Annotated in this window: 10 protein-coding genes and 1 tRNA gene; 2 read left to right on the forward strand and 9 right to left on the reverse strand. The window is 39.6% G+C overall.

What is annotated here, in order from left to right; all coding sequences use genetic code 11:
- The first annotated feature begins 61 nt into the window (after window positions 1–61).
- Window positions 62–1,507 carry an RNA polymerase factor sigma-54 gene (gene rpoN / locus JM84_RS14625; protein WP_013751257.1) on the forward strand — a complete coding sequence of 482 codons (1,446 nt, stop codon included), beginning with the start codon at window positions 62–64 and terminating at the stop codon, window positions 1,505–1,507.
- Window positions 1,507–2,112 (forward strand): hypothetical protein, encoded by a 606-nt coding sequence (locus tag JM84_RS14630; protein WP_013751256.1) that lies wholly within the window; start codon window positions 1,507–1,509, stop codon window positions 2,110–2,112. The genes rpoN and JM84_RS14630 overlap by 1 nt, the downstream gene beginning before the upstream one ends.
- Before the next feature lie 50 nt (window positions 2,113–2,162).
- Here the strand turns inward: JM84_RS14630 and JM84_RS14635 are convergent, their stop codons facing one another.
- The 9 genes from JM84_RS14635 to JM84_RS14675 all read right to left on the reverse strand — a co-directional run bounded on the left by JM84_RS14635 (window position 2,163) and on the right by JM84_RS14675 (window position 24,883).
- Window positions 2,163–2,864, reverse strand: a complete 702-nt coding sequence (locus tag JM84_RS14635; RefSeq protein WP_013751255.1) for a porin family protein — start codon at window positions 2,862–2,864, stop codon at window positions 2,163–2,165.
- Between the two features lie 104 nt (window positions 2,865–2,968).
- A complete protein-coding gene (locus JM84_RS14640; RefSeq protein WP_013751254.1) occupies window positions 2,969–3,442 on the reverse strand; it encodes an ExbD/TolR family protein in 474 nt (157 codons plus the stop codon).
- A gap of 18 nt (window positions 3,443–3,460) precedes the next feature.
- Window positions 3,461–4,075 (reverse strand): ExbD/TolR family protein, encoded by a 615-nt coding sequence (locus tag JM84_RS14645; protein ID WP_013751253.1) that lies wholly within the window; start codon window positions 4,073–4,075, stop codon window positions 3,461–3,463.
- Between the two features lie 2 nt (window positions 4,076–4,077).
- Window positions 4,078–4,512: a hypothetical protein gene (locus tag JM84_RS14650; RefSeq protein WP_013751252.1), complete on the reverse strand. Its 435-nt coding sequence runs from the start codon at window positions 4,510–4,512 to the stop codon at window positions 4,078–4,080.
- A 31-nt stretch (window positions 4,513–4,543) separates the two neighbouring features.
- The gene (locus JM84_RS14655) at window positions 4,544–5,338 is read right to left on the reverse strand and encodes a MotA/TolQ/ExbB proton channel family protein (RefSeq protein ID WP_041295665.1); all 795 of its coding nucleotides are present in this window, start codon (window positions 5,336–5,338) and stop codon (window positions 4,544–4,546) included.
- Between the two features lie 442 nt (window positions 5,339–5,780).
- Window positions 5,781–7,739: an OmpA family protein gene (locus JM84_RS14660; RefSeq protein WP_013751250.1), complete on the reverse strand. Its 1,959-nt coding sequence runs from the start codon at window positions 7,737–7,739 to the stop codon at window positions 5,781–5,783.
- 10 nt (window positions 7,740–7,749) lie between these two features.
- A complete protein-coding gene (locus tag JM84_RS14665; RefSeq protein ID WP_013751249.1) occupies window positions 7,750–8,664 on the reverse strand; it encodes a type IX secretion system membrane protein PorP/SprF in 915 nt (304 codons plus the stop codon).
- Between the two features lie 32 nt (window positions 8,665–8,696).
- Window positions 8,697–24,353, reverse strand: coding sequence for a gliding motility-associated C-terminal domain-containing protein (locus tag JM84_RS14670; protein WP_144784954.1), 15,657 nt, complete (start codon window positions 24,351–24,353; stop codon window positions 8,697–8,699).
- 445 nt (window positions 24,354–24,798) lie between these two features.
- A tRNA-Ser gene (locus JM84_RS14675) sits at window positions 24,799–24,883 on the reverse strand.
- Window positions 24,884–24,934 lie beyond the last annotated feature (51 nt).

Raw genomic sequence — 24,934 nt, forward strand, 5'->3', positions numbered from 1 at the left:
AAAGTTTGCTTAACATATATTTCTCATCACTGTCTACTGCTTTTTCGTAACTTCGTTTTATATGTTAAAACAGCAACTTAATTTTAAACTTTCGCAAAAGCTTTCTCCTCAGCAAATCCAGCTGATGAAGCTTATCCAACTTCCTACGCAGGCGTTTGAACAAAAAATCAAACAAGAGCTGGAAGAAAATCCCGCGCTCGATAGCGGCAAGGAGGAAGTACAAGATGATTTTGAAGAGTTTGACAATACTGATGACTTCGATGAAGCGCCAGAAGTTGAAATTAATGTGGATGATTACCTAAGTGATGATGAAATCCCAGAGTATCGCCTGAGCGCAAATAATTATAGTGCAGATGATGAGGACAAACAAGTCCCTTATGCTTCTGGAACATCATTTAATCAATATCTAAAAACACAACTCAATACCGTAAGAATATCTTCTGAAGAGCGCGAGGTGGCCGAATTTATCATAGGCTCTCTAGATGAAGCAGGATACCTGAGACGTCCGCTAGCAGATCTTATGGACGATCTAGCTTTTACTCAAAACATCTACACATCTGAAGAGGTTATAGAAAAAATGCTTTTTAAAGTGCAAGATCTTGATCCTGCAGGTGTCGGCGCACGTAATTTACAAGAATGTCTGGTGCTACAACTAGATAGAAAACCAGCTACAAAATCTGTATCGCTAGCTGTTGACATTCTTGAAAAGTCTTTTGACCATTTTAGCAAGAAGCATTACAAAAAGCTTATGGCTAAGTTCCACATAACCGAAGAGGAACTTAAAGATGCTATTAATGAGATAGAGCATCTTAATCCAAGACCAGGAGGATCATACTCTAGTAACACAAAAATAGTAGAGCACGTTGTTCCAGACTTCACCATACGCATAGTAGATGGCGAGCTAGAACTCTCACTAAATGGTCGTAACGCCCCAGAACTTAAGGTCTCTCGAGATTATAGTAACATGCTTAAAGGTTACAAAGAATCTAAGGAGCGCACCAAAGCACAGAAAGATGCGGTAATGTTCATTAAGCAAAAACTTGATGCAGCCAAATGGTTTATAGAAGCCATTATACAGCGACAGCAAACACTTTTTGTCACTATGAGTAGCATCATGCATTATCAAGAAAAATACTTCTTGACTGGCGATGAGCGCAACCTAAGGCCTATGATATTGAAAGATATCGCTACAGAAATTGGAATGGATGTATCCACCGTTTCTCGAGTAGCAAATAGTAAATATGTAGACACACCTTACGGAACAAAACTTATTAAAGAGTTCTTTTCTGAGAGCATGACAAATGATCAAGGTGAAGAAGTATCTACACGTGAGATCAAAAAAATCTTAGAAATGGTTATCGAGGAAGAAGATAAGCGCAAGCCTCTTACAGATGATAAACTTGCGGGCATTTTAAAAGAAAAAGGATACCCTATAGCACGTAGAACGGTAGCTAAATATCGCGAACAACTAGATCTTCCAGTAGCGAGATTACGTAAACAGATTTAATGAAATTTTTAATACGTAGCTTTTCCTATATTTTTCACCCTCTATTTATGCCGCTGAGTGGTGTTTTGTATTACTTCTACATTTCACCTAGATATTTTAATAATGAGTTCATGTACTCTAAAGTTTTTGCGGCGGCTATAATGACCACTGTAATACCCATTTTAAGCTTCTACATGCTTAAAAACCTACAACTCGTCTCAAGTATACACCTCAAGGATGTAAGGGAGCGCAAATGGCCGCTACTTATGCAGATGGTATTCATCTTTCTATTAATAAGATTAATATTTGACGGTTATGAGATTCCCGCACTTTATTTTTTCTTTGTCGGAATTTTAGGAGCTAGTTCTGGAGCATTCTTACTATCTCTTTTTAAGTTTAAAGCAAGTCTTCACATGATAGGACTCTCGGGAGTTTTATTCTTTATTATAGGACTCAGTCTTCACTATGGCTCAAACATGCTTCCCTGGATTGCAGTCGGGATTTTTGCTTGTGGCGCAACAGCTACATCGAGACTCGATGCAAAAGCCCACACTCCTATTGAACTTATTTTAGGATTTATAATAGGTGCCGCTTCGCAGTTTCTAGTTTACCCCTATTGGCTATAATAATAATAGTAGTAGTAGTAGTAGTGTCACGCTTTCGCGAAAGCGTACACTTATAAGAAGTAAAAAATTAATCCCAAACGAATCACCTGAAGGTTGACGTTATCGCCATCTATTTGCGCGCCGTCATTAAATAGGGTGCTTAAACCATAATACCCTTGAAAATTAAAAGCTCCGTAGCCAAAAGAGAATGATGGTCCGTACTGAAAGTTATTTATCTCAGGTAAATCTGTACGAACAACATCAGAACTCGCATCTTGAAAAGTAGATTTGAACCTGAATAAATAACCTAATTTTACTCCAGTATGTATACGCCAAAAACTGTACTTGGTCGTTGTAGATGTGCGCCATCTATATTCAAGTGGAAACTCAAGAGTATATGTAGTAAATCTATTTACATCTTCGTTTATCTGATCATCAAGGATTTCATAATTTGTCACATTACCCGCGACTTCGTCGCGTATAAATAAGTTTTGATTATACGTATCTAGCGCAAGACCTATTCCCACACCAATAGCTTTATTCCGGCGCTTATTGATTGGAAAATCCCTAATAATTCCAGCCTGTATTCCGGCACTAAGACCATTTTGACTAAAGTCTGCTGGCTTATTACTTAATAAATTAAATGTAACACCTACATAGACTTGATCTTCTCTATACAAGGAATCAACCTCCTCCTCATACGAAATAGCTTCCTCTTGAGCCATAAGACCAATAGTGAGAAATAAAATGGTTAAAAATAGGTAGTATTTCAAGTGGAAGAATTTGTAACAAATATAAGAGAAATGACAATGAGTATTGAAAATAAAAAAACGCCTTGAGTTACCTCAAGACGTTTTTTTACTAATTTAATATAGGACTATTGCGTTACAGCATCATCCGTTTGTGTGGTAATATAAATTACCTTAAGCATGTTTGCTTGTCTAAGCTCCTGCTTTACGTCATATACCAAACCTGAATTAGTTTCCTTATCTACTTTAAAGGCAACCATTACACGGTCTTTAAGCTCATCTCTAAGCTTTTCACGCTCTTCGAGTATTGCTGGTTGTACTTCGTTTATGTTTACAAACTTGTCTCCAATTTGTATTTTCCCTTCTGTACCAAGGTTCTTATATCCCTCTCCTGGAGTACCAGCAAAGATGTATACACTTCGATCCTTTTTAAGCTTCTCAGTTTGATCTGCTGAAGGTAAAATTTGAGCTACTTTAACGTCATTTTTACGTAACACCGTAGCTACCATAAAGAAGAATAATAACATAAATACAATATCTGGTAAGGAAGCAGTATTAACCGCTGGTAATTCCTTAGCACCGCCTTTTCTAAATTTTGACATATTGTTATTGTTTTTATATTAGTTATTAGGGTCTACTTCAGAAAGCTTCTGAGGATACATGTTCTTGATAATATCAAGTTTTTTCTCAGTTGCATCTTCGTTACCCTTAAAAACACCTTCATCTATCGCTTTACTTACTTCGGTGTACTTCCACCCGTATAAACGTTGCGATTCTCTATCACGTAAGAAATTATATGCTCCTACTAGCTCATTTTGAACTGTAATAAAAGACTCGTAAGATGACTCACGAAGACTCTTTACAGTAACAATAGCCTTATCAGGATAATCCGATGAACTCGGATTACGTTCTCCCTGACAATAGTCACAATACCCTTCTTGTCCTTTTGGTACTCCCCCATTATCTAGGAAAGCAATGGCTGCTGCTTGAAGATCTTTCATCTCCATAGGCTCATTTTCAACCAAAAGCTGTTCTTCATTGTTTACAATAACAACAAAAAGGTTCTTTTCTTTTATGATAGGAGGCTCCACATTCTCAGGTTGCTCTGGCGGTAACGCTCTTACTAGACCTCTATCTTTTTCAATGGTAGTAGTTACCAAGAAGAAGATAAGTAGTAAGAATGCGATGTCTGCCATAGACCCTGCATTAATTTCTGGTGCATTTCTCCTAGCCATAATTATTTATTTACAAGTTTCTTAGCTCCAGAAATAACCATTAATACAATTGCGACAGCCGCAAGAATAAAGAATGCATTAATACCAGCGCTTACCCATTGTGAACCACTAGCAGATAGAATTTCTCCGTCTTTCATTGCAACTTCTTCTGCTCCGCTTGCAGCGAAGTAAGATATAGCAACTACTAACAAGAATGCTCCAGCACCTATTAGTGTATTCTTTGCGTTACCCGAAAATAGACCTTTGATAACAAAAATCGCTACGAGTATTACTGCGATACCTATAACTATCCATGCAAGGAGAATCATGATATCAACAAGGTTCTGTGAGTCACCACCTACGATGGCTTCATTGTTTGCCCATACCATACCAGCAACAACAAGTGCTACGATACCTACGATACCAACAATGAGTTTTAAAATTTTATGTAATCCCATAATATGTATGAATTTTTAAGATTACTATATATTACTTCTTGTAACGTACAAGCATGTCCATCAATGTGATTGATGCATCTTCCATATCGTTTACGATACTGTCAATTTTTGCAATAATATAGTTATAGAATATTTGAAGAATAATAGCCACAATCAGTCCAAATACTGTTGTAAGAAGTGCTACTTTAATACCTCCTGCTACAAGAGCTGGATTCATATCACCCGCTGCTTCAATTCTATCAAAGGCTTGAATCATACCGATTACCGTACCCATGAAACCAAGCATTGGTGCAAGAGCGATAAATAATGAAATCCAAGATACGTTCTTTTCAAGTTGTCCCATTTGAACACCACCATAAGCTACAACAGCTTTTTCAGCAGCTTCTACTCCTTCATCTACACGGTCAAGACCTTGGTAGTAGATAGAAGCAACAGGCCCCTTAGTGTTACGACATACTTCTTTTGCAGCTTCAACACCACCACTATTTAATGCATCTTCAACATCTTGAGCTAACTTCTTAGTGTTAGTAGATGCTAGGTTAAGATATATAATACGCTCAATAGCAATTGCAAGTCCTAAAATAAGACATAAAAGTACAATCCCCATGAATCCAGGACCTCCTTCAATGAATCGTTTTTTCAAATCTTGCGTAAAAGAAAGCTCTTCTGCTACGGCTTCATCTTGAAAAGATGCACCAGAATCTACATTCGCAACGATTTGTTGGATTTGTACTGGAAGGGTTGTTTGTGCGTTACTGGCGTTTGCTGTGAATGTGCTTAACACTACTACAGCGGCAATTGCCATGATAGAGAATAATTTTTTCATTGCTCTTGATCTTAAAGTTTAAATTAGTAAAGGGTTAAATATAGTAATTAATTAGATTAACTGTAACAAATATAGAAAAGCATCGTCTTATTTTAATTACAATTATTTTAGTATGTAATCTCTAAAGTAGCGTGCTTTCGCTAAAATTCGCATGAAATACTTCTAATTCTATCACAAAATAATTACTTCACGTTATTGTGAAATCTTTTGAGAAAGCAAGTATATGAAAGTATGCTGTAATTTCTTACTACCTTGATACTTTTTTAATAGAAACACCTCATTATTGTGAAAAAATAAATAGTCTTTTCTATATCTTGAGTTTTTTACTAAGAAAAAACACCTGTAAAATTGGAAAATACTAGTTCTTGACAAAGCAAAAAAAAGCTCTCAATTTTATTTGAGAGCTTTTCTTTAAAATAACTAATAGTATGTTGCTGAATACTTACATTTTCTCTATAATAAACTCTGACCTTCTATTAATTTGATGCTGCACTTCATCGCATTGCACTCCATTAGAACAATCATTAAGCAATTGCGTTTCTCCAAAGCCTTGAGCAGACAATATTCTCTCCTTTGCTATTCCTTGTCTTATTAAGTAATTTTTGGTTGATATAGCCCTTCTTTGCGAGAGCTCCATATTATAATTATCATCTGCGCGGGCATCCGTATGAGATTCTATTCTAATCTCTATAGATGGTTGTTGAGACAACAGTGTTACAATCTTATTGAGCTCCATAGCAGCGTCTGGACGTATGTAGTCCTTATTGAGATCAAAGAATATAATTCCAACCTTAATTTTAAGTAGACCTCCATCTTCCACAATAAGTTCACTTAGCGTTTCAAGATCTAAGGGAACTACAGTTTCTGATGAGATACTAGAAGTAACAATATTTTTTGAATTAGGAGTGTACCCTAATTTATTCACTTTTATATCATATTGCTCAGCACAGTCAAGGTCAAAATTAAAAACATAATCTCCATTCCTTTTACTTACGGTTTCAGAAAGCTTAACTCCATTCTCCCCAAATAAAGAAACTGTAGCATCCGCTATACGCTCTTGCGTACGTGCGTTAATCACATACCCTTTAACAAGTTGCTTACAATCGTTTACAACATCTTCAGGAGCAATACGCTGTATTGCATAAATATCATCATCGCCTACTCCTCCTTCTCTGTTTGAACATACAAAACCTTGCTCTCCTTCTTCGTTAATAATGAAACCAAAATCATCCAACTTACTGTTAAGTGGCTTACCTAGGTTACGAGGGTCCGAGAATAAATCATTATCCATATTACTTTCAAAAACATCTAATCCACCAACACCTAAATGTCCATCCGAAGCAAAGTACATCACTCCCTTTGCAATAAAAGGAAACATTTCTCTTCCTGATGTATTCACTTTTGGCCCTAGATTTCGAGGTGTAGAATATGTATTATCCCCCAATATATCTACTACAAATATATCTGTAGCGCCTATTGTTCCTGGCATGTCTGACACAAAATAAAGTTTACTACCATCTTCACTAAGCGTAGGATGACCCGTAGAGTAATCCTTACTATTAAATGGCAGTTCACGCACATCACTCCAGTCGTCCTTTCTATCTAGACTGTCATTCCTAACCGCAGTATATAATTTAAGATGGCTAATTCCATCCTCTCCTCTTTTTAAATCTCCATCATAGTTATTTCTAGTAAAGTAAATACGATTACCATCATTAGTAAAAGCAATTGTAGCCTCGTGATATTTTGTATTTATAATCTTAGAAAATATTTTTTCTCTTTTTACTTCATTCTCGGCAGCGTTTATTTGTCCTATATAAAAATCTAAAAATGGCTGATCGTTCCAATGATACCTTCTTTTGATATAATAAGACGTATCCACAGCAGATGAGTACACAAGTTTATTTCCATAATATGCAGGTCCAAAATCTGAATACGCTGTATTTATTGACAAGTTTTTAAGCTCAAATTGCGCAGGAATCGCTAGCACATCTGCCAGAGTGCGTTCTTTCTGAGCATAATCATCAATACGTTTATCATTTTTAGTTGACGCTTTCGCGAAAGCTTTCATCCACTTTTTTGCCGCTTTATAATCCCCAATACCTTGAAGTGAGTGTGCAAATCGAAATAAATACTCAGCATCGACTTCATCTCTATATTGACTCACAAGCAGATCATACCACTTATAAGCCTCCTCCATATTAGTATTGAAGTAATATGAATCTCCAGCCTTCTGCAGAAGAACCATAAAATTATCTCCTCTATCTATTGCTTTCTCATAGACAGCTGCCGCTTCAACATAGCGCATTTGTTCAAATAACTTATCTGCGTTTTTATATGTTTTCTGTGCAAAGAGAGAGACAGAAAAAAGTAGCAGAAGTATCGTAATATTCTTTGTCATTATTTATAATTTAAAAGAAACGAGGTGATTTAATTTTCTTTGTTTTTGAGATAAGATCAAATCTCATTGTAATCTCATGGCTTCCAGTATTAAATCGCTGTAGTTCTGTAGTAGTATAATCATAAGAATACCCTACCAGTAGCTGTGGTGTTATCTGGAATCCTGCAAGACCACTTACAGAATCATCCCATCTATAAGAAAGCCCTAATCTCAGCTTTTCATAAAACATAAAATTTGCAGATAAATCCACAATAAGCGGAGCTCCCGTAACACTCTTTACAAGGAAAGCTGGTTTAAATTTTGTCGTACTACTAAGATCTGTAACAATACCTCCTATTATAAATAAGTGAAGTCTTTCGGCAGCTACAGTTTGCTGTATATCATCATAGGTTTGATCTGTAAATAAATTTGGGATTGAAAACCCAAGATAGTTACGATCATTATGCCAATAGACACCTGCTCCTAGAGTAGGTAAAAATTCACTCACATTATTTTGAAAAAGTACATCTTGACTTTGAGCATTACCCTTAGAAAAATCAATATCTAAGAAACGCCCACCTCCTTTTAACCCAAACGAAAGCTTACGAGTGTCTGAAGTCATTATCGTATATGAAAAATTAAGATCTAGATACGTTTCCTTAGAGGGACCAAGTTCATCGTTTGCTATTGCCAAACCAAGACCTACATGTTCACCAATTGGAGTGTCTAAGGAAAAAGTCTGTGTTCTAGGAGCTCCATCAAGACCAACCCATTGCGATCTCAACACCCCAATCGCAGAAGCGTGACCTCTAGATCCAGCATATGCTGGATTTACACTCAATGTATTGTACATATATTGTGTAAACTGGGGATCTTGCTGCGCAAATAGCGTTTGGAAGGATAGACCTAATAAACCTACTATTAATACTCTAAGCTTTACATTCATACTTTTTATTTTTAGTGCTTATACACCTTAAATTATCTGTTTATATATAACCATCCTGCACGACCTGAACTTCCATCATTAAGGTCTAAAAGATAATAATATGTTCCTACTGGCAGTTTCTCACCTCTTTCAACTGTTGCTCGACCATTTGAAGTACCATCAAAGTTATTTTGATAGTTTGCTTCTTCAAAAACAACATTACCCCATCTGTTATAAATGCGAAGAACATTGTTAGGATAATTTTGTAATCCTTGAATAACAAAGGTTTCATTTACACCATCGCCATTTGGAGAAATTTCATTGAATATTTCCAAATCTTGCTCTACATCCAATACTGTAATAGTAGGATCATCTGGTTCACCATCATTATTCTCATCATTATCTGTAGGGTTTGTAGGATCATCTGAAACATCTGTTACAATGGCTCCATTTGCAGTTCTTGCAGTTACAGTAGCTGTGTTTAAAACACTTCCGTTGGCCACATCCTCATTAGTAAGAATATAACTAGCGCTGAATGTAGAACTGTCAGTCTCCCCTATTGCGAGATCAATTGGACCTCCATCTACCTCTACTAAGCTATCGTCGACACTTACATCAAACAATGGTGTGTTACCAGTATTTGTCACAGTAAACATGTATTCAATACGGTCACCTTGATCTACTATATTATTGAGGTTAGTATCAATGTATTCTCCCATTTTCTGTAAAGAAATATTAGCTACTTCAAACATTGTTACCGTAGGGTCATCTCCTGCTCCAGTATCGTCTGCAGGATTAGCACTATCCGACACATCCATAAGCGGCTGCCCCATTGCATCTATCGCACTTGCTTCTGCCGAGTTTATAATCATTCCTACCATGACATCATCTAGTGTAAGGACATATGCATCTACTGCAATTCCACTTTCTCCAGGCTGCAATGTACTAGGCACAATAGGTAGGTTACTTACTCCGATTGTACTATCGTTTATTTCAACATTAGTGACTGTTACATTCCCAGTATTAGTAACTGTAAACATATATAAGATTTCATCTCCCACATCTACGGTGTTACTATTGTTCGTGTCTTGTAGCTGGGCTGCTTTTACTAAATCAATACCTCCCATATCATCTATATCAAATACAACTGTATCTGCAGAGGTAACATCGTTATCAAATGGATCATTACCAATAGCCGTGGCTGTATTAGTAACACTTCCTGTATCAATATCCGCCTGTGTTAAGTTATAAGTAGCAGTTACATTACCTGTATCAGAAGGTGTGAGTACATCAATCACTCCAACAATACCACCTAATAATGGATCATTTACAACAACATCTGTAATAGTAACATTTCCGTTATTAACTACGACAAAGTTATATTGTAATTGATCACCCAAGTCTATAGAGCCATTACCATTTGTATCTAAATAAACGAACGTTTTAGTTATAACAATCACTGGATTTTGCTGCAAGAACACTTCCGTATCGTTATCAGGATCTCCATCTCCATCAGAATCTACTAGAACATCATTAGAAGGATCACCATCTCCATCAGAATCAACTCCACTTGTTGCAAAGTCTCTATCATGAGAAACATCTCTTACTTCATCACAATCTGCTCCCACAGGGTCTGCAACAATAAATGCAGTATTGAGCACGTAACCCGTATCAATATCATCTTGTGTGATAGTATATGTTTGTGTGGTTGTTAGAGATTGTCCAACTAATATTTCTTCAAATTCACCAACAAATCCTCCAAGAAGTGCGTCAAATATCTCTGCATTTAATAACGTAATGTTACCCGTATTTACAGCTGTAAATTGCCAAGTAATAATATCACCTGGGACTGGGTTTGTAACGTCACCACTAAATGCGATATCTTCTTTAAACAGAGATATATTAGGCATACATCCGAAATCAACAATTGTTGGGTCATCAGGATTACCATCTGTATTAGGATCAACGTTAGTGTTATCGTTCGGATCATCAGATGTGTCTACCACAGGTTCTCCGTTAGGTGCGCTTCCAGCAATAGTTGCTGTATTCACGACCATTCCAGCATCTACATCATCTTGTGTTAATGCGTAGGTCGCTGTGTAAATCCACACTTCATCTACATCAAGAACAGACACGTTACTTACATCTCCCGAATCAGGACCTGCAATAACACCTCCAAGTAATTGATCTGTTAGTACCGGATTTGCAACTGTTGTTGTTCCAGTATTTGTTAGAGTAAATGTGTATGTAATAATATCACCAGCTTGTAATCCATCACCTCCATCCTCAAGAACTCCAATCTTATCAAGATTCATACTTGCATCTTGAGGTATAAATGTATTAGTAGGATCATTATCATTACCAGTATTATCACCATCGTTGCCAGAATCAGACTCATCAGATACTGTCGCTCCATTTGGAGATGTACCGTTTACTTCAGCTTGATTTGTAACTACTCCAGCATCAATATCAATTTGCGTTAGCAAGTAGCTAGCTGCAAAGAAGAGCATATCTCCTGGGCTTGCATCAAAAGCATCTGCATCGCCATCTAAATCAACTCCGCCTCCTGTATATACAGGTACAGGCGTAGTACCAGTTCCTGAGAAGGCCGTTTCAACAAGTACTATATCAAATACTGCTACATTCCCAGTATTCTCTACAGTGTATGTGTAAGTAATTGTATTTGACGCAATGTCTATACTTGAACTCTTAACAAGAGTAAGCTCTGAAGAAGATGGTAGCGGAGTTACCGTATCATCATCACCAGCTCCAGAATCATCTGCTGGGTTACCAGAATCAGAATCATCACTTACCGTATTTCCGTTAGGATCCTCACCAGAAGCAACCGCTTCATTGATCACCTCTCCTGCGTTTACATCTGCCTGAGTAATGGTATAACTAGCCGTTAGTGTTTGATTGGCCATTGGAGCTAGACTCGCAATCGTACCTACTAAACTTGGCGTCAAATTAGTATCTGTCACATCAATCGATGTTACCGTTACATTACCTGTGTTAGTTACCACAAAAGTGTAAGCAATCATATCTCCAGGACTTACCACACCATCACCATTGGTATCTGCATAAGCACTAGTCTTTACAAGAGCTAAAGCAGGTGTTGCAGGTATTGGTAAGTTCGTTGGATCATTCGTATCATCTGCATCTGCATCTGAGTTTCCTGGTTGACCTTCGTCATCATTAGGATTTGCACTATCAGACACATCGGTTACAGCAACTCCATTTGGATCTGTTCCTGTTGCCGTTGCTGTGTTTTCTACATTCCCAGCATTTACATCGGCCTGAGTTAAGATATAGTTGGCTGTTACACTTCCCATCTCCGTAGGTTGTAACGTAGATGGAGTTACCACTGCATTACTAAGTCCTATCGTTGCATCGTTTACTGTAAGATTACTAACTGTTGTACTTCCAGTATTTGTTACTGTAAAGGTATAAGTCACTTGATCTCCTGCTCCTAATAAACCATCGCCGTTGGTATCTGTAAGTGCCGATACCGATTTCGCGAAAGCAATCTCACTCACCACAGGAAGTGGCGTTACAGTAGCATCATCATCAGCTCCAGTATCGTCAGCAGCGTTACCAGAATCAGAAGCATCTGTTACTGGGTTACCACTTGGATCTGTTGCCGAAGCTGTTGCTTCGTTCACTACCGTTCCAGCATTGATATCATCTTGTGTTAAAATATAGCTCGCAGTAAATGTAAGTACATCGCCAGGTGCTGCATCAAATGCGTCACCATTACCGTCAAGATCTCCGCCACCCATTTGGTATAATGGTGTAGGTGTTGTTCCAGTTCCCGAGAAGCTAGTCTCAGCTACCGTCACATCACTGGCAGTTACATTTCCGGTGTTTTCAACCGTGTAGATATAATCGATTTGATCTCCTACTGTAAGTCCGGCAGGAGCATTATCTACATACGTACTTGATTTTACAAGCTCAATCATTGGCATTGCAGGGATTGGAGTACTCGTCGTATCATCTCCAGCTCCAGTATCATCTGCAGCATTACCAGAATCAGAAGCATCTGTTACTGTCGCTCCTGCTGGATCTGTTCCGCTAGCAAGCGCTTCATTGTCTACAACTCCAGCATCAATATCTGCTTGAGTTAATACATAAGTAGCAGTAAACTGTAGCACATCTCCAGGACTTGCATCAAAAGCATCTGCATCACCATCCAAATCAAAACCTCCAGCTGAATAAACTGGCGTTGGTGTTGTTCCTGTACCTGTAAATGTAGTTTCTGCTATCGTAATGTCATTTACAGTAGTGTTACCAGTATTCTCAACGATATAGGTATAAGTAATACTATTAGTAGCCGCATCAAAAGAAGAACTCTTAACAAGAGTAAGCCCTGAAGAAGATGGCAGCGGAGTTACCGTATCATCATCACCAGCTCCAGAATCATCTGCTGGGTTACCAGAATCAGAATCATCACTTACCGTATTTCCGTTAGGATCCTCACCAGAAGCAACTGCTTCATTGATTACCTGCCCAGCATTTACATCTGCCTGAGTAATGGTGTAACTAGCCGTTAGTGTTTGGTTGGCCATTGGAGCTAGACTCGCAATTGTACCTACTAAACTTGGCGTCAAATTAGTATCTGTTACATCAATCGATGTTACCGTTACATTACCTGTGTTAGTCACCACAAAGGTATAAGCAATCATATCTCCAGGACTTACCACTCCATCACCATTGGTATCTGCATAAGCACTTGTCTTTACAAGAGCGAGTGCAGGTGTTGCAGGTATTGGTAAGTTCGTTGGATCATTCGTATCATCTGCATCTGCATCTGAGTTTCCTGGTTGACCTTCGTCATCATTAGGATTTGTACTATCAGACACATCGGTTACAGCAGCTCCATTTGGATCTGTTCCTGTTGCCGTTGCTGTGTTTTCTACATTCCCAGCATTTACATCGGCCTGAGTTAAGATATAGTTGGCTGTTACACTTCCCATCTCCGTAGGTTGTAATGTAGATGGCGTTACCACTGCATTACTAAGTCCTATCGTTGCATCGTTTACAGTAAGATTACTAACTGTTGTACTTCCAGTATTTGTTACTGTGAAGGTATAAATCACTTGATCTCCTGCTCCTAAAAGACCGTCGCCGTTGGTATCTGTAAGTGCCGATACCGCTTTCGCGAAAGCTATCTCACTCACCACAGGAAGTAGCGTCACAGTAGCATCATCATCAGCTCCAGTATCGTCAGCAGCGTTACCAGAATCAGAAGCATCTGTTACTGGGTTTCCACTTGGATCTGTTGCCGAAGCTGTTGCTTCGTTTACTACCGTTCCAGCGTTGATGTCATCTTGTGTTAAGATGTAGCTCGCAGTAAATGTAAGTACATCACCAGGTGCTGCATCAAATGCATCACCGTCACCATCAAGATCACCACCACCCATTTGGTATAATGGTGTAGGTGTTGTTCCAGTTCCCGAGAAGCTAGTCTCAGCTACCGTCACATCACTGGCAGTTACATTTCCGGTGTTTTCAACCGTGTAGATATAATCGATTTGATCTCCTACTGTAAGTCCGGCAGGAGCATTATCTACATACGTACTTGATTTTACAAGCTCAATCATTGGCATTGCAGGGATTGGAGTACTCGTCGTATCATCTCCAGCTCCAGTATCATCTGCAGCATTACCAGAATCAGAAGCATCTGTTACTGTCGCTCCTGCTGGATCTGTTCCGCTAGCAAGCGCTTCATTGTCGACAACTCCAGAATCAATATCTGCTTGAGTTAATACATAAGTAGCAGTAAACTGTAACACATCTCCAGGACTTGCATCAAAAGCATCTGAATCACCATCTAGATCAAAACCTCCAGCCGAATAAACTGGCGTTGGTGTTGTTCCTGTACCTGTAAATGTAGTCTCTGCAATCGTAATGTCATTTACTGTAGTGTTACCAGTATTCTCAACGATATACGTATAGGTAATACTATTAGAAGCCGCATCAAAAGAAGAACTCTTAACAAGAGTAAGCTCTGAAGAAGATGGTAGCGGAGTTACCGTATCATCATCACCAGCTCCAGAATCATCTGCTGGGTTACCAGAATCAGAATCATCACTTACCGTATTTCCATTTGGATCCTCACCAGAAGCAACCGCTTCATTGATTACCTCTCCTGCATTTACATCTTCCTGAGTAATGGTATAACTAGCCGTTAGTGTTTGGTTGGCCATTGGAGCTAGACTCGCAATCGTACCTACTAAACTTGGCGTCAAATTAGTATCTGTCACATCAATCGATGTTACTGTTACATTACCCGTGTTTGTTACCACAAAAGTGTAAGCAATCATATCTCCAGGACTTACCACACCATCTCCATTGGTATCTGCATAAGCACTTGTTTTTACAAGGTCGAGTGATGGAGCACAAGCAATAATCGTAGTTGTAACGGAATTTGTACATCCAGTAACAGGGTCTACGAAAGTATATTCTATTGTGTGTGGTCCAGGAGTTTCAACCGCTGGATCAAAGGTTGTATTTACTACACCATCTATAGTAATAGTTGTTCCTGCACCTCCAGTTGCAAAAGCAGGTGAAACTGCAGTAGTCAGATCTAGTGCTGGCTCTCCTGTACAAACATTACTAGGTGCTGTAATTGTTGGTGTTGGCAGTAAATTAATTGTAAGCACTGTAGTATCAAAAACTATTGAAGAAGAACAAGCACCTAATCCCGTAAGAGTTTTCGTAAGCGTTACTGATCCCGAATTAATATCTAAAGTACTTGGAGTATAGATTGGATTATCAACTGTTGTACTTGAAAAATTACCAGTTCCACTTGTAGTCCAAGCAATTGTTCCGTTGGTAGACAAACCTCCTACAACTGTATACATTTCATCATCACAAATTTCAGCTGTAGCTGGTCCTGCGTCAACTGTTGGCTCATCTTCCACGGTAATGGTCACCGTATCTGTTGCAGCAACACAAGGTGCTGTAAAGTCACTTGATAATGTCAATACATAATCTCCAGGCACCGTAGCTGTAAATGTTACTGTTTCAGGGTTAGCTGTCGCAGCAGTTGAGCTTAATGCTCCGTCACCACCTGCAGGACTGGTCATTAGTGACCAAGTTCCCATTGTCGCTCCACCACCGATGGTAGCATCACTTAAAGTATATGCGCCATTATCAGAACATAAAGAAGCAGTTGCTCCAGCTTCCACCGTTGGCTCTTCACTGATTGTTAATGCTATTGAAGCAGATACTGTACTCGAAGCACAAGCTCCTGTTCCAGTTACTGTTTTGGTAAGTGTTATTACTCCTGCGCTTACATCTTCTGTACTCGCAGTGTATATTGGATTCTCTGCCGTAGCATTGTCATAAGTTCCTGTTCCACTAGTAGTCCAAGCAATTGTTCCGTTGGTAGATGTACTTCCAGCGACCGTAAACATATCATCAAAACAGATAGTTGCCGTTGGTGATGCTACTGCTACTGTTGGCTCATCTTCCACAGTAATGGTTACCGTATCTGTTGCAGCAACACAAGGTGCTGTAAAGTCACTTGTTAATGTCAGTATGTAATCTCCAGGTACCGTAGCTATAAAAGTTACTGTCTCAGGAGTAGCTGTTGCAGCAGTTGAGCTTAATGCTCCATCACCACCTGCAGGACTTGTCGTTAGTGACCAAGTTCCCGTAGTAGCTCCACCACCGATGGTAGCATCACTTAAAATATATGCGCCATTATCAGAACATAAAGAAGCAGCTGCTCCAGCTTCAACTGTTGGCTCTTCGCTAATCGTTAAGGCTATTGAAGCAGATACTGTACTCGAAGCACAAGCGCCTGTTCCAGTTACTGTCTTTGTTAGTGTTACTACTCCAGCGCTTACATCTTGTGTACTCGCTGTATATATTGGGTTTTCTGCCGTAGCATTGTCATAGGTACCTGTTCCACTAGTAGTCCAAGCAATCGTTCCGTTGGTCGATGTGCTTCCAGCAACTGTAAACATATTATCAAAACAAATAGTTGCCGTTGGTGATGCCACTGTTACTGTTGGCTCATCTTCTATAGTTATTGTTACCGTATCTGTTGCTGCAACGCAAGGTGCAGTAAAGTCACTTGTCAATGTCAGTATGTAATCTCCAGGTACCGTAGCTGTAAAAGTTACCGTTTCTGGATTAGCTGTTGCAGTAGTAGAGCTTAATGCTCCATCCCCTGTTGCAGGACTGGTCGTAAGCGACCAAGTTCCCATCGTAGCTCCGCCACCAATTGTAGCATCACTTAAAGTATATGCGCCATTATCAGAACATAAAGAAGCAGCTGCTCCAGCTTCAACTGTTGGCTCTTCACTGATTGTTAATGCTATTGAAGCAGATACTGTACTCGAAGTACAAGCTCCTGTTCCAGTTACTGTTTTGGTAAGTGTTATTACTCCTGCATCCACGTCAAGTGCGCTTGCTGTGTACACAGGATTGTCAATCGTGTTATCTGTAAAAGATCCAGATCCACTAGTCGTCCAAGCAATCGTTCCGTTGGTAGAAGTACTTCCAGCGACCGTAAACATATCATCAAAACAAATCGTTGCCGTTGGTGATGCCACTGCTACTGTTGGCTCATCTTCCACAGTAATCGTTACCGTATCTGTTGCAGCAACGCAAGGTGCTGTAAAGTCAGATGTTAATGTTAATACATAATTTCCAGGTACCGTAGCTGTAAATGTTACTGTTTCAGGAGTAGCTGTAGAAACCGTTGAGCTTAATACTCCATCTCCACCTGCAGGACTTGTCGTTAGTGACCAAGTTCCCATCGTAGCTCCGCCACCGATGGTAGCATCACTTAAGGTATAAGGACCAGCATCAGAACATAAGGAAGCAGCGGCTCCAGCTTCCACTGTTGGCTCTTCGCTGATTGTTAATGCTATTGAAGCTGACACTGTACTTGAAGCACAAGCGCCTGTTCCAGTTACTGTCTTTGTTAGCGTCACCGAACCTCCGTCTACATCTAATTGACTTGCAGTATACACAGGATTATCAATAGTATTATCTGAAAAGAATCCGGACCCACTAGTAGTCCAAGCAATCGTTCCGTTGGTAGAAGTACTTCCAGCAACCGTAAACATATCATCAAAACAAATCGTTGCCGTTGGTGATGCTACTGCTACTGTTGGCTCATCTTCCACAGTAATCGTTACCGTATCTGTGGCAGCAACACAAGGTGCTGTAAAGTCACTTGTTAATGTAAGTATGTAATCTCCAGGTACCGTAGCTGTAAAAGTTACTGTTTCAGGATTAGCTGTTGCAGCAGTAGAGCTTAATGCTCCATCACCACCTGCAGGACTTGCCGTTAGTGACCAAGTTCCCATAGTCGCTCCGCCACTGATAGTAGCATCACTTAATGTATAAGGACTAGCATCAGAACATAAGGAAGCAGCGGCTCCAGCTTCAACTGTTGGCTCTTCACTGATGGTTAAGGCTATTGAGGCAGATACTGTACTCGAAGCACAAGCTCCTGTTCCTGTTACTGTTTTGGTAAGTGTTATTACTCCTGCGCTTACATCTTGTGTACTCGCAGTGTATATTGGATTCTCTGCCGTAGCATTGTCATAAGTTCCTGTTCCACTAGTAGTCCAAGCAATTGTTCCGTTGGTAGAAGTACTTCCAGCAACAGTAAACATATCATCAAAACAAATCGTTGCCGTTGGTGAGGTTACTGCTACTGTTGGCTCATCTTCCACAGTAATGGTTACCGTATCTGTTGCAGCAGCACAAGGTGCCGTAAAGTCACTTGTCAATGTAAGTACGTAATCCCCTGGGACAACAGCCGTAAATGTTACCGCTTCTGGACTAGCCGTAGGTGTATCATCACTGAGTATGCTTTCGGCAGGTTGAGAAATCACTTCCCAAACTCCTGTTGTTGCACCACCTCCTATCGAAGCATTGCCTAAAACATATGGTCCATTATCTGAACATAATACTATATTTGGACCCGCATCTACTGTAGGCTCTTCGGTAATAGTAAGTATTGTATTATCTGAAACTTTATTAGTTGAGCAAGCTCCAGAACCCGATATTGTTTTCGTTAACGTGACTTCTCCTGAATTAATATCAAGCTCACTAGGTGTGTAAATAGGATTTTCTGCGAAAGCGTCATTAAAAATTCCAGATCCGCTTGTTGTCCACTCTATAGTTCCGTTTGAAGAAGTACCACCCGATACGTTATACATTGCATCAGAACAAATACTTGCTGTTGCTGCACCTGCATCTACCATAGGAGCTGGCTCAACAGTTACTGTAATTGTTTCTTGAGGTCCCACACAACCTGCTAATGATGTTGCTTCTACAACGTAATCTACAGTTAATGAGGCGCCTGTATTATTTGTAAAGACATCATTTTCTATTGCATTTGCATCTAGCCCTGAAGTACTTACAGCATTAGCCACGCCAGGAACAAGTCCACTTTCCGCCGTTGTGCTTACGAGCCTGTAAGAAGTAGCCTCTGTACTAGTTGTCAGAACTCCTAACCTGATACCCGTAGGACTGTCACTACAAATGGTCGTATTCAGTAAATTTGACACAACTGGCTCTGGTGAGACAGTTACTATAACATCAAACACTTCCCCCTCACAAGCCATTGGATTACTGACCGTTAATGTATATGTTATTGTAACAATGTCTGCTGTTCTGTTAACATAAGTATCTGTAATATTTGTTGCAGAAGGTGTTGGTCGAGCAGGTCCCGCTGGAACATTTAGCTCATCTGAAGATACTACCGTATAGGATGGTGTAACAGAAGAAACACCTATATTTAATGCTGTTCCTGAGCAGACCGCTTCCGCGAAATTTGGAAATGGCGGATCTACTAATGTTAGAACAACTTCTTCTCTTACAGGGTTAGTACACGGAATACTAGAATCTGAAATTTCAGCAAAATAAGATATTGATCCTGCAGCAGTAAGTTCAGGCTCACCAGCTATTGGTGTTCCCCCAGTCGCTGTAGTATACCAATCAACCGATATGTTTGCATCAGAAGTTATAGCATCATTTGCATTAAGTTCTGCTCCTGCTACTGCACAACCTATTAAATCTTGTATAGAATTTAACTGTGGTTCAACAACAATTATGGTTACCGTATCTGAAGCAGGCACACAAGGAGCAGCTGCATCTGTAGTTAATGTTAACACATAAGTACCTGGTGTAGTTGCCATAAAATTGGCAGTATCAGGAGAAGAAGTAGCTGTATTAGGTGTAACAGCTCCATCCCCAGGATTTGTACTTACTGTCCAAGTACCCGTTGTCGCTCCTCCACTTATACTAGCATCTGCTAATTGATATGTACCAAAATCAATACATAATGTTACCGCACTTCCTGCCTCTACTGTTGGCTCCTCATTAATTGTGAGAATAGTACTATCCGACACTGAACTTGAAGCACAAGCTCCAGATCCCGATACTGTTTTAGTAAGGGTGATTGTACCTGCGCTAATATCCAAAGCACTTGCCGTATATACCGGATTATCGATGGTAGCATTAGAAAAAGAACCAGATCCACTAGTAGTCCAAACAATTGTACCATTTGAGGATGTGCTCCCAGATACTGGATACATTCCGTCTGAACAAATAGTTGCTGTTGCAGGGCCGGCATCTACAGTAGGCTCATCTTCTACTACAATTGTCACCATATCTGTAGCAGCCTCACAAGGCGCTACAAAATCTGTTGTTAAAGTTAAAATATAATTTCCCGGCACTGTAGCAGTAAACGTTACGGATTCAGGAGTGGCAGACGCAGTGACTGAACTTAAAACACCATCACCTCCAGCTGGACTTGTAGTAATTGACCAGATACCAGTAGTAGCTCCACCACCTATTGTGGCATCGCTAAGTGTATAGGGTCCAAAATCTGAACATAGAGCAGCATCTATTCCTGCATTTACAGTTGGCTCCTCACTAATTGTAAGAACAGTATCATCAGACACAGAACTTGAAGCACAAGCTCCAGTTCCGGTAACAGTTTTTGTTAGTGTAACCTCACCTGCAGTTATGTCTTGCACACTAGCAGTATAGATTGGATTTTCGGCACTAGTGTTATTAAAAGTTCCAGTTCCACTTGTGCTCCAAGTAATTGTACCATTAGTAGAGGTACTACCCATAACATTGTACATCTCATCAGAGCATATAATTGCTGTTTCAGGACCGGCTTCAACAGTTGGTTCATCTTCTACCGTTATTGATATACTATCAGACGCTTCTAAGCAGGGGGTGGTAAAATCTGTAGTTAAGGTTAAGATGTATACCCCTGGAGTGGTAGCTGTTAAGCTTACCGTTTCTGGATCTACTGTAGGTGTATCATCACTTAGTATTCCATCTGTTCCAGGCTGAGATGTTATGGTCCATACTCCTGTTGTAGCTCCTCCTCCAATTGATGCTCCACTTAATACAAATGGACTATTATCTGAACATAGAACCTGATTGATACCTGCGTCTACAATAGGAAGTTCACTTATAGTAAGAACCGTATTATCAGAAGCTGAATTTAACATACAAACACCAGTTCCCGTAACTGTTTTTGTTAAGGTCACCTCTCCTGCAGAAATATCTTGGCCACTTACTGTATAAATTGGATTATCTATAGAGTTGTTATTAAATGTACCTGTACCACTAGTGCTCCAGACTATCGTTCCGTTTGCAGAAGTACTACCTACCACAGTATAGGTCTCGTCAGAGCATATACTAGCCGCGTCAGGTCCTGCATCTACTGTGGGAGATGGCTCTATAGTTACTATTATGGTTTCAGGCTCACCAACACAACCTGCTGAAGATGTAGGCTCTACAACATATTCAACATTTAAAGAAGTACCTGTATTGTTTGAAAAAATGTCATTTTGAATAGCATCTGCCGCTAAGCCATTTGCAGTTGCAGCATTTGAACCACTAGCAATTAATCCAGCATCTGGTGTAACACTTGCGAGTCTGTATGTAGCGGCAGCCGTACTTGTACTTAATACATCTAAAACTACTCCAATAGGATTATCGCTACATACAGCCGTATCCAACGTATTTGAAATTACAGGTTCTGGAGAGACAGTTACAACGACATCAAAAATTTCCCCTTGACAAGCTACGGGATCACTTACCGTTAACGTATAAGTAATTATTACATCATTTGCTGTCCTATTTACGTAAGTGTCAGTAATATTTTGTGAGGATGGAGTTGGTCGATCGGGACCCGCTGGCACGTTTAATTGATCAGAAGATACAACTGTGTAAGAAGGAGATACAGATGCAACTCCAATATTTAATACTTCTCCAGAACAAACCGCTTCAATGAAGTTTGGGAATGGTGGATCTACAAGCGTTAATACAACTTCTTCTCGTTCTGGATTTGTACAAGAAATAGAAGTGTCTGTAATTTCAGCAAAATACGAAATCGTTCCTGCTGTATTTAATTCAGGTTGACCTGTAATAGGACTTCCTCCCGTAAGTGAAGTATACCAAGTAACAGATATATTCGAATCAAAAGTGATTCCATCATTAGCGTTTAGCACAGCACCCGGCACTGCGCACCCTATAAGGTCTTGAATACTGTTAAGCTCCGGTTCTACTACAGTAATTACTAGAGTATCTTCAACAGGAGTACAAGGTGAAGCAGCATCTGTAGTTAAAGTTAGTATATATGTTCCAGCTGTAGTTGCCGTAAAGTTTGCTGTTTCTGGTGAAGTAGTAGCAGTAGTTGGACTAACAGCTCCATCTCCTGCATTTGTAGTTACAGCCCATATTCCCGTTGTAGCACCCCCACCTATGGAAGCACCTGAGAGTTGATAAGTACCAAAATCAATACACAATGTAACTGGATTTCCTGCTTCAACAGTAGGCTCTTCACTTATGGAAAGGGTAAAGGTATCTGATGCGGTATTTGTAAGACAACCGCCAGTTCCTGTCACTGTCTTAGTTAGGGTTATTGTTGTCGCCGTAATATCATCAGTACTTGGTGTATACGCTGGATTTTCAGCGGTGAGACTACTAAAAACTCCATTTCCACTAGTTGACCAGCTGATTACATCTGATGGAGTTCCTCCTATTGAAGAAGTACCATCTGTAAATTGATACATCTCATTTGAGCAAATTGTAGCTGCTTTCTCTGTACCCACGCTTGCAGTTGGAGCTTCATCTACCGTAATGGTAACGGTATCAAAAATCACAGGGCATGGAGTATCCGTGTTTGTCGTTAATGTCAATATATAATCACCTGGTACTGTTGCAGAAAAACTAGCACTTTCCGGATTTGATGTCGCTGTTGCTGGATTAACTACTCCATCACCACCGCTTGGTTGTGTAATGGTCCATAGACCAGTAGTTGCCCCACCACCTATAGAAGCACTTGAAAGTATATAACTACCAAAATCATTACATAATTCAATATCATTTCCTGCCTCAACCGTTGCTTCTTCTATTCTAGTTAATATAAGACTATCTGTCGTAGGGTCACAAATCATATCTGTATTAGATACTGTAACAGAAAGCTGTATCGAAGTGGCACTTTGATCTGCAGATCCTAACGTATAAATTGGATTAGTCGCAGAAACATCATTAAAAGCACCGTCTCCAGTAGTTTCCCATAATACGATATCTGCAACTATGTTTGCTCCCGTAAGACTATATGTAGACGCTGTTTCACAAATCTCTTCATCTGGACCCGCTTCTCCTATAGGAGCACCTACTACATTAAGAGTAGTGCATCGTTGTTCTGCGCACCCGCCTGGATCGATTACATTACATATTACATAGGTTCCAGGGGAAGCAAATGTATAATTAACATCTTGGCCACCTCCACCAATCACCTGTGCAGGACCTCCATCTACAGAAACAGTAAACTGCTGTCCAGCTCCAGATGCTGATGGTATAAATACAGACTCACCTACACAATAATCTTCGCCATCAAGAGCTATAGAATCTGTACCATCAATTGTGAACCCTAGACCCCCTGTCGGAAATATAAAATAATCAATAAATGCACAGTTTGCAGCTACAGCCACAGCGTTTACCATAGGCCCTCCATTTGCTTGGTTATTAAAAACCCTGCCACCTCCAGATGGAACGGACTGACTATAGGTAAGACAATCTCCAGTACATCCGGCTGGCGTTATATCTTGTTGAGGACCCGGAGGGACATTACAAAAATCACCTACTGTATTTCCAGAAGCTGCTCCATCTGTATATAATGTCAAACTAAAAACACCATCTGCAGTTTGTGCATTAAATGCACAAGATGTTATTGTAATTACTTCACAAACAGGGCCCGATGTACAATCAAAAGATATATTACCTTGACCAGGTATTATACCTACTTGATTTAAATCCTCATCTAAAATAAAAACAGCTTCAGCGGTTTGACCAAAATCTCCACGCCTACACACTCTAATTTCTATATCCTCAGAAACTGGCAATATGTTACCTGGATCTGCTAGAACTACATCAAATCGCCATTCTGGATCTTCACCTGGACTACCATTATTGCCTCCTCCACCCGTAATACAGGCTTCTGCTCCTTGCACTTGAAAAGTAACTCCATCTGCCCCAAGAACCGCATTTACAGCTATAATAGCATCTGGGTTTCCTGGGGGACCTGCAGGATCAGGGTTTGGTCTATTAGTACCTGCAATAATTTGAGCCTCTAATTGAAAGGAACAAAATAGAAGCGTTACAAAAAAAATGAAAGCAGTAAATTGAGTTTTGGTAGTTTTATGAATCATACGTGATGATTTTAAAAGGATTTTGGTCAGTTAGTATTGATGAAAGTGTTTACTATTTAAACACTAGATACTTTAAGAGGAAAAGATAGACAACTTCTAAATCATTACAAAATTTTATTAGAAGTTATCAACAATTAACATGACACTTACGACAAAGAGGGTTTAAATATCGACAAAATGCACAACTCATTAAGCTGTCAAAAAAAACACTCACAATATCACTCATATTTATGATAAATTTTTGCTAAAAAGTTTTAGGGAGGTATCCTCAATTAAAGTGAGCGGCTTGACAACTCAACTTCTGTCAAAATATTTTACTATGTATTTGCTATATCAGATTATAAAGAGGAATTATATGGGTAAGTTGTATTTGTAAGAAGTATGCCTCTATTTATGCCCCTATAAATAAAAAAGCCCGCTATTGTTGAGATAGCGAGCTTTACAGCAGAGAGGAAGGGATTCGAACCCTCGATACGTTGCCGTATACACGCTTTCCAGGCGTGCGCCTTAAGCCACTCGGCCACCTCTCTATTTTGTTGTAAAGCGAGTGCTCTACAGGTATTTATTCTTAACGACATCTG

The sequence above is a fragment of the Dokdonia sp. Hel_I_63 genome, assembly GCF_007827285.1.
In the GTDB taxonomy this organism is placed as follows: Bacteria; Bacteroidota; Bacteroidia; order Flavobacteriales; family Flavobacteriaceae; genus Dokdonia.